This window comes from Sorangium sp. So ce1335, from assembly GCF_051521615.1.
In the GTDB taxonomy this organism is placed as follows: Bacteria; Myxococcota_A; Polyangia; order Polyangiales; family Polyangiaceae; genus Sorangium.
Genome location: NZ_CP150363.1, coordinates 12,873,052 through 12,885,105 on the forward strand (window position 1 = coordinate 12,873,052; position 12,054 = coordinate 12,885,105).

8 protein-coding genes are annotated in these 12,054 nt (G+C 70.3%); 5 read left to right on the plus strand and 3 right to left on the minus strand.

What is annotated here, in order from left to right; all coding sequences use genetic code 11:
• The first annotated feature begins 177 nt into the window (after positions 1–177).
• The 5 genes from WMF24_RS48035 (at position 178) to WMF24_RS48055 (ending at position 8,135) form a co-directional block, all read left to right on the plus strand.
• Complete coding sequence (locus WMF24_RS48035) at positions 178–1,140, plus strand: diacylglycerol/lipid kinase family protein (protein WP_437734219.1); 963 nt, start codon at positions 178–180, stop codon at positions 1,138–1,140.
• Between the two features lie 5 nt (positions 1,141–1,145).
• A complete protein-coding gene (locus tag WMF24_RS48040; RefSeq protein ID WP_437734220.1) occupies positions 1,146–1,955 on the plus strand; it encodes a metallophosphoesterase family protein in 810 nt (269 codons plus the stop codon).
• A 190-nt stretch (positions 1,956–2,145) separates the two neighbouring features.
• The gene (locus WMF24_RS48045) at positions 2,146–3,495 is read left to right on the plus strand and encodes a DNRLRE domain-containing protein (protein WP_437734221.1); all 1,350 of its coding nucleotides are present in this window, start codon (positions 2,146–2,148) and stop codon (positions 3,493–3,495) included.
• Positions 3,496–3,726: 231 nt separating this feature from the next.
• Complete coding sequence (locus WMF24_RS48050) at positions 3,727–7,803, plus strand: DUF6531 domain-containing protein (RefSeq protein ID WP_437734222.1); 4,077 nt, start codon at positions 3,727–3,729, stop codon at positions 7,801–7,803.
• An 8-nt stretch (positions 7,804–7,811) separates the two neighbouring features.
• Positions 7,812–8,135: a hypothetical protein gene (locus WMF24_RS48055; protein ID WP_437734223.1), complete on the plus strand. Its 324-nt coding sequence runs from the start codon at positions 7,812–7,814 to the stop codon at positions 8,133–8,135.
• A gap of 152 nt (positions 8,136–8,287) precedes the next feature.
• On the opposite strand, the gene xylB is transcribed toward WMF24_RS48055, so the two are convergent.
• The 3 genes from xylB to WMF24_RS48070 form a co-directional block, all read right to left on the minus strand.
• On the minus strand, positions 8,288–9,844 hold the full coding sequence (xylB, locus tag WMF24_RS48060; protein ID WP_437734224.1) for a xylulokinase: 1,557 nt from the start codon (positions 9,842–9,844) through the stop codon (positions 8,288–8,290).
• A 42-nt stretch (positions 9,845–9,886) separates the two neighbouring features.
• The gene (locus tag WMF24_RS48065; protein ID WP_437734225.1) at positions 9,887–10,897 is read right to left on the minus strand and encodes a zinc-dependent alcohol dehydrogenase family protein; all 1,011 of its coding nucleotides are present in this window, start codon (positions 10,895–10,897) and stop codon (positions 9,887–9,889) included.
• 105 nt (positions 10,898–11,002) lie between these two features.
• Positions 11,003–11,989 (minus strand): hypothetical protein, encoded by a 987-nt coding sequence (locus tag WMF24_RS48070; protein WP_437734226.1) that lies wholly within the window; start codon positions 11,987–11,989, stop codon positions 11,003–11,005.
• Positions 11,990–12,054 lie beyond the last annotated feature (65 nt).

Sequence of the window (12,054 nt, forward strand, 5' to 3'; positions counted from 1 at the left end):
GGGGGGCGCCTTTCCGGCGGCGCCCGTCCGCGAAGCTCGCCCCGCCGGAGGCGGCGGAGAGGCCGGGCGCGCGGCTTGCTTCGCGCCTCGGTGCGGCGCGCGGCGCACGGCGCCTGCCCTGCCGCCGTGCTGTCCGGCGAACACGAGCCCTCGCCCCCTGCTGGAAACTCGAAGGTGATGGAACGATCCGTGGCTGTCCTCCTGAACTGCTCCTCCCGGTCGAACCGCGCGGCGGAGCAGCGCGCGCGGCTCGGGGAGCTCCTGAAAGAGAGCGGCCTCGCGGCGGATCTCCTGTGCGCGGAGAAGGGCCGTCACATGGGGGAGCTCGCCCGGCGCGCGGCGAAGGGGCCGTATGAGCTCGTCGTCGCGGGCGGGGGCGACGGCACGATGAGCACGATCGCCGCGGCCGTGGCCGGGACCGACAAGACGATGGGTGTCCTGCCGCTCGGCACGGTGAACCACTTCGCCAAGTACCTCGGGGTGCCGCTCGACCTGGAGGGCGCGGTGCGCACCCTCGTCGAGGGGCGGCGGGTCCAGGTCGATGTCGGCGAGGTCAACGGCCGGGTGTTCGTGAACAACTCGACCCTGGGCATCTATCCGAGCATCGTGCGCGGCCGCGAGGCGCTCCGGAAGCGGAGCGGGCTCAACAAATGGCTCGCCTTCGCGCTGGCGACCGTCTCCGGGATCCGGCGCCACGAGCGCGTCGGGCTCCGGCTCATCCTGGACGGGCAGGAGCTCGAGCTGGACACGCCGTTCGTGTTCGTCGCGAACAGCGACTTCAAGCTTGGCGATCTCGACCTCGCCCGCCAGCGCCCGCCGCACCCCGGCGAGCTCGGCGTGTGCGTGGCGCACGCGGAGAGCCGCCTGGCGATGGTCAAGCTGATCGCCAGCGCCTTCGCAGGGCGCATCCAGAAGGCCGACGACTTCAGCGTCCTGCGGACGACGGAGCTGCGGGTCGAGGCGCCTTGCCGAAGCCTCCACGTGGCCGCGGACGGCGAGGTTCACAGGATGACGCCGCCGCTCGTTTACCGCGCGCGGCCGTCGGCGCTTCGCGTCGTCGTTCCCCTGTCGTCGGACATCAGCGCGGGATCACGGCGGCAGGAGGACCAACCGGGCCAGCTCGCCGCGCTGGGGGGATGATTCCAATGCGCACCCTCGTGCACCTGTCGGATCTGCACTTCGGACGCGTCGACAAGACGATCCTGCGCCCGCTGATGGACAGGATACGGGGGATCGAGCCGCACGTGATCGTCGTCTCCGGCGACCTGACGCAGCGGGCGCGGAGCGCGGAGTTCGCCGAGGCGCGCGCCTTCCTCGACGCGCTGCCGTCGCCGCAGATCGTGGTGCCCGGCAACCACGATGTCCCGCTCTACAACCTGTTCGACAGGTTCTTTCGCCCGCTCGACAAGTACCGGCGCCACATCACGGACGATCTCTCGCCGTTCCATGTGGACGCGGAGGTCGCCATCCTCGGCATCAACACCGCGCGCTCGCTGACGATCAAGGACGGGCGCATCAACGCGCGCCAGATCCAGGGGATCCGGGAGCGGATGTGCGACCTCGGGCCCGAGGTCACGAAGGTGGTTGTCACCCATCACCCGTTCGATCTGCCCGAGAACTCGCCCCACGAGATCGTCGGCCGTGCGAAGCAGGCGATGGCCGCCATCGCCGCCTGCGGCGTCGACGTCATCCTGTCGGGCCACCTGCACCTCAGCCACACGGGTCACTCGGCGGAGCGCTTCGAGGTCCGCGGCCACTCCACGCTGATCATCCAGGCCGGGACGGCGACGTCGACGCGCGGCCGCGGGGAGCAGAACGCGTTCAACGTGATCCGCATCGACGGCAAGAAGATCCATATCGAGCGGAACTACTGGCAGCCGGAGGGCAGCGCCTTCGGGATCGCCGCGCCGGAGCATTTCGAGGAGACGCCGCGGGGGTGGGTGCGGGCGGCGTAGACGCCCATCGTCCGGATCGTCCGGGGAGTCTCGATCCGCGCGGGCCCGGGGCGTGTGTCCGCTCGATTGACGACGCGCGATCCGTCCGCAAGATCCTCTCGATCTGGTGACAGCGGGGACGGGCGAGCGCGCGTGGGGACGAGCGGGTGACAGGCCTCGTGCGCGCGGTGGTCTGGGGGAGGGTGACATCATGCGAACGCTCACGGTGGCCCTGCGGGTCAGCGGCGTGCTCTTGTCGGCGGCCTGCGCCGAGCCGACCGAGATCGGCTCGGACGAGGAGGGCGGGGAGGAACGGCCAGCGGTCATCGGCACCGGCGCGCGCGCGGACAACACGCACACGGCGGTCGTCTCGGTGCACCAGGACCGTGCACGGTGCAGCGGCACCATCGTTCGCCGGAGCGCCGAGGGCGACAAGGTCCACGTGCTCACCGCCGCGCACTGCTGCTCGGAGTCCTCTCCTCCCAGGCAAATCAGGGTCGGCTTCGACTCCAGCGATCCGTCGCTCGTCCTTCCGGTCGAGTCGTTCCAGAGTCATCCGTGTTACGGTAGTCGCCTGCAGTCGGTCAACCTGGATTACGACGTCTGCGTCGTGACGGCCAGGGGCGCGGGGGCGCTCAACGTCAGGCCGATTCCGCTCGCGTCCGCGCCGGATGGCCTCGCTGTCGGCAGCTCCGTCACGCTCGTCGGGTACGGCGTCACCCCGGCGTTGAGCACGATTCGCCGGAGAGTGGAGGCGAGCGTCAGCGAGGTTTCGCCGCTCCTGATCGCGATCGATCAGACGAACGAGCGTGGCGGGGTGTGCTCCGGCGACAGCGGTGGCCCCGCGCTGATCCAGCAGGGCGGCGTCGAGGTCGTCGCCGGTGTCATCTCGTTCGCTCCCGGAGACGAGCTCTGCGACATCCTGGGTGGGATCGGGCGCGTCACCTTTGGCGGCATCCGCGACGAGTTCCTGGACAAGGTGCTCGCCGGCGAGAAACCCTCGGTCGAGGCCCGCCTGATCCGGCGCAGCGGCACGACCCCCGGTCCGGTGCGCGATACGTACATCGCGAGCGACAAGCCCGATCAGAGCTTCGGCGAGCGCGTCGATCTCCTGGTAGGGAGGCCGCCTGGCACCGATGCGGTCCGCAGGGCCCTGCTCCGCTTCGATCTCGACGCGGTCCCCCGAGGGGCCACGCTGCTCACCGCCCGCGTCGGGCTCAGGCTGGTGAGCAGGGGTGAGCCGCGGGCGATCAGCGTGCACCGCGTGCTGAAGGACTGGGACGAGAGCGAGTCCTGGGCTTCCTTCGAGGAGAACGGTTTTGACCCGACCCCGGTCGCGACCTCTGGCACCGCCACGGCCGGCGTGGAGGCGTTCGGGGTCATCTCGTTCGACGTGACCGAGCTCGTCGCGCGCTGGCTCGACGGCAAGGCGGAGCACCATGGGATGCTGCTCCGCGCGGACGACAGCGAGCAGAGTCGCCTCCTCTCCAGCGAGGTGCAGCCGCGCTACTCCATGAGTCGGCCGTGGATGCACGTCTGCTATGTGCCAGGGCCGCCTTAGGGCAGCGTCGCCCGAGCTCGCCCCAGGTCGAGAGGGAGCTTGTCCTGCGGGGTGGGAGGAAATGCCGCGGCATTGGGTGAGGACGGCGTAGGCGCTCATCGCCCGGCCGGCTGCGGAGCCGGAGCGCGGCGCCCCTCCGTCTGGCCGTCCGTCCACACGCTTCTACGGGCATTCGCGTCGTGCCATGGGGGCCATGGATCGGGGAACAGCGATCGAATACCCTGGCGCTGTATGGCCAAGGTGACCGCGTTGGGAATGGATACGATCACCGAGAAGTCCGGCCATCAGATGACCGGAATGGCCGTGAGCGTGTGCACGACGCCTGCGGCGCCGAGCCCTCTGCCCATCCCGTATCCGACCATGGGCACGGTGGCCGAGGGGGTGATCGACCCGCCGATGCGCACGAAGATCAACGGCGCGAAGATCCTCACCGTCGGTGGCTGCATGAAGGCGTGTCACGGCAATGAGCCGGGCACGCTGAAGGAGGTCGTCAGCCTGAACACGGCCGGCCCTTGCTTCCCCTGGCTCGGGGCGCCGAATGTCTTCATCGAGCTCGGCATGGCCGGCATCACCGGCAGCATGGGGCAGATGAACAAGTCGATCACCGTCGGCGCGGGCGCCATGGCGAGCAATGCGGGCGGCGCAGGGGGCGGCGGTGGCGGTGGAGGCGGCGGCGGGGCGGGGGCGCCGGGCGGCGGCGGGCCCCAAGGGCCGGGCGGCGGCGGTGGGGGTGGCGGCGGGACGAGCCATATGGGCGCGAGCGGGCCGCCCGGCCGATCGTCGGCGCCGCCGGACGCGCACACCTGCCAGGACGGGCATCCGGTCAACGTGGTCACCGGCCACGTCGTGGATCAAGCGACCGACCTGCAGCTGCCGGGGCTTATCCCGCTCGTCTGGAAGCGGTACTATTCGTCGGCGCGCAGCGGCGACGCGACGGCGAGCCTGGGTCCGGGCTGGGCGCACGGGTTCGAGCAGCGGATCACCGAGGGAGAGCGGTCGCTGGTGCTGCGCGACGGCGAGGGGCGATCCATCTACTTCGCCAGGGTCGCCCCCGGGGAGAGCACGTTCCACCGCCGTGAGCGGTTGCGCCTCTCGCGCGACCACGATGGCACCTACCGGGTCTTCAGCTTCGATACCCGCCTGACGCACGTGTTCTCCGCGGGTGCCCCTGGTGCGCCCGCGCGGCTCCGGTCGATCCGCGACGCCTGGGGCAATGCGATAGCGCTCGAATACGGCGGCGAGGAGCTCCGCCGTATCGTCGATACGGCCGGGCGCGAGGTGAAGGTGACCTGGGCGAGCGGCCGCATCACGCGCCTCGAGGTGTGGAGCGAGCGGCGGCTCTGGCAATGGGTCGAGTACCGCTACAGCGCGACGGGGCTGCTGTGCGCGGCCGTGGACGCGCTCGGGGCGGCCGACACCTACGAGTACAACCGCGACCACCGCATGCGCGCCACGACGGTCAAGACGGGCGTGCGCTTCTATTACGTGTACGGCGACTCGGGCCGGTGCATCAAGACCGGGGGGCCTGACGGGCTGTACGAGATCGCGCTGCGCGCCGATCCGAAGGCGCGCACGACCGCCGTCGAGGGCGAGGAGCCGCGGGTGTACACCTGGAACGACGACGGCCTGATGACGCGCGAGGCGCTGCCCGATGGGACTGTCATCGAGGAGCGCGCCTATGACGAGGACCTGTTCCTCGTCGCCGAGGTGACCGGCGACGGCGCCGGGACGCAGCACTGGTACGACGCGCGCGGCAATCACATTCGATCGGTCGATGCGGAGGGTGGCGTCACGGCGACCGAGTATGACGACAGCGATCTGCTCTCGCGGCGCGTGACGCCGGACGGGCTGGTCACGCAGTTCGCGCACGATGAGCGCGGCGCGCTCACGGGCGTGATCTTGCCCTCGGGACAGACGTTCTCGCTGACGTACGATAAACGCGGGCGGCTCACCGGGATCTACAGCGCCGAGGGGCTCGTGACCGGCTTCGAGCACGATGCCCAGCACAACATCGCCGCCGAGATCGACGCGCGGGGCGCGCGGACGACGTATACGTACGACGGCCTCGGCCGCGCGCTCACGCGAACCGACGCGCTCGGGCGCACCACGCGTGTGCGGTACGACACGATGGGACGACCGCTGGGCATCGTGTTCCCGGATGGGTCGAGGATCACGATGAGCCGGGACGCCGCGGGGAACGTCGTGCGGGAGGTGGACCAGCTCGGGCGCACGGCCTCGATGGGGTATTCGGGCATGGGCGTGCTCGCGTGGCTCAAGGACCCGGAAGGACGGGAGTGGACCTTCGAGTACACGAGCAAGGAGCGGCTCCGATCGATCAAGAACCCGCGCGGGGAGGTGTATTCGTTTGCGCGTGACGACGCGGGGCGGGTGATCCAGGAGAAGACATTCGACGGGCGGGAGCTCTGGTACTTCTGGAACGCGGCCGGGAAGCTCCGGGAGATCCACCACCCGGACAAGAGCTGGCGCGTGTTCGGCTACGACCGGCGAGGGCTCGTCGTGAGCGAGAGGGCCAGCGACGGGAGCACCGTTTCGTACGGGCGCGACCGGGTTGGGCGGCTGCTCGCCGCCGTGATCGAGGAGGACGGGCAGCGCGTGGAGACCTGGTTCGAGCGCGACGCGCTCGGCCGGATCGTCGTCGAGCGGCAAGGCGACCGCGCGATCCGCTACGGGTACGACGCGCGCGGCAGGCGCGCGGTGCGCGTGATGCCGGACGGGGCGACGACGCGGTATGCTTACGAGGCGGCCGACGCGCTGGCGGCGGTGGAGCACGGCGGCGTCCGGCTCGACATCGAGCGCGACGTCCTGGGCCGCGAGATCGCGCGGCGCAATGCGGCGGTGGGGCTGTCGATCCACAGCGGCTACGACGCGATGGACCGGCTGATCGAGCAGCGCGCGACGGCGCCAACGCCGGGCGACGGCGTGCCCCGGATGCTGGTGACGCGGCGCTGGGAGCGCGACGAGGGCGGGCGCGTCACGCGCATCGACGACGCGCGCTGGGGGGCGACAGCGTACCGGTACAGCCGCGGCGGGGATCTCGTGGAGGCGACGCGCGGAGCGCACCGCGAGGTGTTCGCGTACGACGGGGCCGGGGCGCTGGTCCAGGCGCTGGAGGGGCTCGACCCGCGGGCGAGCGCGGGCGAGAGCGCAAGCTGGTCGAGGGGCTCGGAAGCGCCGCCGTGGACCCTCGCGCCGGGCAACCTGCTCCGCCAGACGGACCGGGGCAGGTATGCCTACGACGCGCGTGGGCGGCGGGTGGGCAAGCGCGAGATCGCCGCGACGGGCGCGGATCCGAAGGCGAGCGAGGCGGAGCGGACGACGACCTACGGCTGGGACGTGCGCGACCGGCTCCGCGAGGTGAAGCTGCCGTCCGGGGAGCGGGTGCGCATGGCCTACGACGCCCTGGGCCGGCGGGTGCGCAAGGAGGTGATCGCCGCGGCGGGCGACAGGGCTCGGGAGGTGACGTTCCTGTGGGATGGCGACGCGATCGCCGCGGAGCTGGACAGCGTGTGCGGGGCGCGGTGCTTCGTGCACGAGCCCGGGACGCTCGTGCCCCTGCTGCAAGCGGAGCGGGGGGAGGTGTTCACGTACGTCAACGACCACCTGGGGACGCCGAAGGAGCTCATCGACTGCAAGGGGATGGTCGCCTGGTCGGCGGCGCACTCGGCCTGGGGCAAGGTGGTCGAGACCTACGGCGACCCGATCAGCGAGATGAACCACCTGGGGAAGGTGAGCTCGCCGTTCCGGCTGCTCGGGCAGTATGCCGACGAGGAGACCGGGCTGTGCTCGACGCGGTTCCGGTACTTCGATCCGGACGTGGGGCGGTGGCTGTCGCCGGACCCGCTGGGCATCGAGGGCGGGAGCGATCTGTTTGGTTTCAACGGCAGCCCTACCCTCGTGACAGACGAGCTCGGCCTCGTTGCTGCCCAGGATCTCCCGCAATTCAAGGGTAAATCTCGCGAGCAGGTAGAGAAGATAATGGGCAGCACCTCGGGATGGACGCAGACAAAGCGTAATCAGACATCCACGGAGTATGTTCACACGGACGGGTCATACGTGCGCATAGACGCTTATGGAAACAAGGCGACAGCCCCTTGGGGGTCTGCGAATAATGCTCACGTGCACAAGCAGAGCAGCGGCGCGAAGAATGCGACCAAGTACGACGATCGTGGAAACGCGAGCACGGATCCGGATAAGACTCACATCGGCATGAAGAATCCCAAGGATTTGCCCGCGGTCAGGGGCCGCAAGCATGGCGAGGGCGGTAATCCGCACAAGCACAAGCATTGAGGTGCATCATGGGTACTGAGTTTCGAGTGCAGCGCAGCGGCGGTTTTCGTCGCGAGGATATCGAGCCGCTGCTGCGATCGAAGGCCTTCAGAGGCTTTGATGAGAAGTTCAAGCAGTATTCGTTTGGCTTCATCGGGCAGGCGAGCGGACATGATGTGCCCGAGTTCACGCTCTGGTTCGACGGGCCGGATCTGGGGATCACAGCCTACGAGATGGCCTCCACCGCATGGGAAGAGCTGTCGTCGTTGATTCAGGGCTTCGTCCGGGAAGACCCGAGCGTTCGCATCACGAGCTGGGACGATGACGAGGACATGTCCAGTTATTTCCAGTGATCTACGTCGTAGCGGGCGGCGTGAGACGAATCGAACGAGAGCGAGAAGACGAACCACAGGCACAGAGGGCACAGGCGAGGGGAGGATTCAACTCTCTCCCTGTGTGCCCTCTGTGCCTCTGTGGTTCAAATCGTCCCTATCTCACGCCCGCCTCAAGCGAGCTTCCCGAGCTCCCGGAACCGCGCCTTCAGGTCGCTGTAGAGCCCCTGGTACACCGCGTGGATCTCGCGGTAGCGCGCCGCGCGCGCCTGGTCCGGCGCCACGCGCGAGACGACATGGACGAAGGCGTCCGCCGCCTCCTCGACCGACGAGAACAGCCCCGCGCCCGCCGCGCCGAGCAGCGCCGCGCCGTACGCCGGCCCCTCGGTGGACGTGGTGATCGCCACCGGTGCCTCGAAGATGTCCGCCATGAGCTGCCGCCAGAACGGGCTGCGCGCCCCGCCGCCCGTCAGGCGGATCTCGTCGATCGTGACCGGCGCCGCGCCGTTCGTCTGCCCCACGCTGCGCATCAGCCCGAGCGAGTCCGCGAGCCCGAACGTGATGCCCTCGAGCACCGCCCGCGAGACGTCCGCCTTCGTCGTGCGCGCGCTCAGCCCGACGAACGCCCCGCGCGCCGCCGCGTCGTTGTGCGGCGTGCGCTCGCCCATCAGGTACGGCAGGAAGACGACCCCGCCGGCGCCCGGGCGCGCCGTCGACGCCGTGTCGGAGATGACCTCGTACGGATCGACCTTGCGCAGCTCGGCCCCCATGCGCTCCCCGTCGCACAGCACGTCGCGGTACCAGCGCAGCGCGCCGCCGGCGGCGAGCATCACGCCCATCAGGTAGAAGCGGCCCGGCACCGCGTGGCAGAAGCTGTGCAGCCGCATCTCCGGCTCCACGATCCACGAGTCCGTGTGCGCCAGGATCACGCCGCTCGTGCCGACCGAGGCCATCGCCCGGCCGGGCCGCACGATGCCGAGACCCACAGCGCCCGCCGCGTTGTCCGCCGCGCCCCGCACGACGAGCGTGCCCGCGGGCAGCCCCGTCGACGCCGCCACCTCGGGCGTGAGCCGGCCGAGCGGCGCGTTCGACGGCGCCGACTTCGGGAAGACCGCGCGCGGCACCCCCACCGCCGAGAGCAGCTCGGCGTTGAAGGCGCGATCGCCCGGCGAGAACGCCAGCGTGCCGCTCGCGTCGCTGTCGTCCGTCCCGAGCTCGCCCGTCAGCCGCAAGCCGACGTAGTCCTTCGGCATCAGCACCACGCGCACGCGGGCGAACGCCTCGGGCTCGTGCTCGCGCAGCCAGAGCAGCTTCGGCAGCGTGAACCCCTCGAGCGCGCGGTTGCCGACGAGCCGCGCGAGCCCCGCGTCGCCCACCTTCGGGTTCGCGCGGATCGCCTCGCACTCGGCCGTGGTGCGCGTGTCGCACCACAGGATCGCCGGCCGGATGACGGCCTGCGCCTCGTCCAGGAGGACGGCCGAGTGCATCTGCCCGGTGAGCCCGATCGCGCGCACGTCGTCCCGGCGCGGGCCGAGCGCGCGGGCGAGCTCGCCGAGCGCGCTCAGCGACGCGGCGGCGAAGTCCTCCGGATCCTGCTCGGCCCACCCGGCGTGCGGGGTGGAGAGCGGGTACTCGCGGTGCGCCGACGCGACCACCGCGCCGCGCTCCGTCTCGATTGCGATGGCCTTGAGGCCGCTGGTCCCAACGTCGATTCCGATCACGATGGCCATGGAGAGCGTCCTTTTCGAAAAGTAAGGGAGCGAGGTGTACGACTAGAACACGACCTGGAGCTTCATCGGCGCGGTGCCCTTCTTCATCATCTCGAGCCCGCGCGGGAGCTCCTCGACCGGCATCGCCTCGGAGAGGAGCCTCCTTACGTCGACCGCCCCGCGCTCCATCAGCTTGAAGGCGCGGTCGTACGTCCTGCGGATGGCGAAGCTGCCGATGATCTCGAGATCGCGCCGGTAGATCTCGAACGGGGAGACCTCGATCTTGTCGTGCGGGCCGCACACGCCGAAGACGAGGTACCGGCCGCCGTTCTTGACGTACTGCAGCGAGTCGCCGAGCACCCGCGCGACGCCCGTCGCGTCGATCACGACGTCGAAGCCGTAGGGCGCGATCTTCCTGAGCTTCGCCTGGACCGCGTTGTCGGCGACGACGACCTCGGTCGCGCCGTGCTGGCGGGCGAGGTCGAGCTTCGACTCGACGACGTCGACGACCGTGACCGCGGCGGCGCCGTTGGCGCGGCTCGCCTGGAGGTGGAGCTGGCCGATCGGGCCCGCGCCGATCACGAGCACCTCCGAGCCGATGTCGATGCGCGCGCGATCCTGGCCGAACACGACGCACGCGAGCGGCTCGCAGAACGCCGCCTCGCTGAACGAGACGCGCTCGAAGCGATAACAGTTCTTCGCGGGCACCCGGACGAGCTCGGCGAAGCCGCCGTCCCGGGTGACGCCGACGGCATTCCACTTCAGACAGTGGTTCTGCCGGTTGATCATGCAGAAGTGGCACTCTTCGCAGGTCACCGTCGGGTCGACCATGACCCGATCGCCCGGCTTGAGGTCCGCGACCTCGGCGCCCACCTCGACCACCTCGCCGGCGACCTCGTGCCCGGGGATGAGCGGGAACGTCGGGAAGAAATCGCCCTCCCAGATGTGCACGTCCGTCCCGCAGATGCCGCACGCCTTCGCGCGGACGAGGACGTCGCGCGGCCCGATCTGCGGCGGGGCGACGTCGTTGCGGACGGTGATCTTCTTGACGGCTTCGAGCACGGCTGCCTTCACGCGACACCTCCCTCGAGGCGTCGCATAAGCGGGCCGCGGCCGCGCGTCGAGGGCCCTCGACCGCCGCCCTGCGCGGCGTGGCGCAGGGCGGCGCGGGGCCGGAGGTCAGGACTTGGCGGACGGCTTGGGCGGAGAGATCGTGCGCCAGAGGAACGCGTAGACGTCCATCAGGTCGCGCGGCGCGAGGCCGCGCTCGCGCAGGCGCCGCTCGAGGTCGCGCGCGAGCGACTGCATCCGGGCATAACCCTCGGCGCTCGGCGCGCGGTCGTAGGCGAGGTTGAAGCCGAGCACGGCGGCCTGCTTCTCGAAGAAGGACGGCTTCACGAACACGTGCTCCTCCGGGTACATGAGCGCGCTCAGGATCGTCGCGAGCGGCCACGTGGCGACCTTGGCCTCCGCGAGCACGCCGGCGAGGCGGTCGAAGCGCGCGGCGTGGTCGCCCGTGCCGTGGAGGAGATCGACGACCGCCTCGGCGTAGGCGCGGTGGTGCTCGGCCGGCATCTTGTTGAAGGGGATGAGGTCGCCGAGCGGGTGCAGGAGGCCGGTCGCTGCCTTGTGGACCTTGTGGATCCGCTCCATGAAATCGGCGAGGTTGCCCGCGGCGAGCAGCGCCTCGAGCTCGCCCTTGCCGAGCAGCGCGCGCGCCGTCTCGATGGCGCCCTGCTTGTAGGCCTTGCTCTTCTTCTTCGCGCCGCTCTGGGCGTCTGCGCCCGCGGCGCCGCGCTCCTCGGCGATGAAATGCGGGCCGCCGAACCCGCCCTCGAACTGCGACTCGAAGCTCGCGACCTGCTCGTCGAAGCTCGTCACCGGCGGCGCGACGACGCGGGCGCGCTGCTTCTTGGCGGCGGCGGCCGGACGATCACGGAGGCCGCGGATCCTCGCCTCGAGCGCGTTCGCCTCGTCGTCGCCGAGCTGCACCGGCTCGAGCTTCGACCAGAAAGCCTTGGCGATCGAGTGATTGTGGCCGTCCTCGAAGTCATAGAAGCGCTTTTCGTCGCGCTCCTCGACGAGGTATCCGAGTCCCCACTGGGGACACCCCGGGTGCTTCACGATGATCGGGGCAGCAGGTTCCGTTGAACGAGAGGTCGCCATAGGCGGCGCAGCCTACCCGATCTTGGCCCGCCCGCACCCCGCTCGACACCGCTTCTGGACCCGTG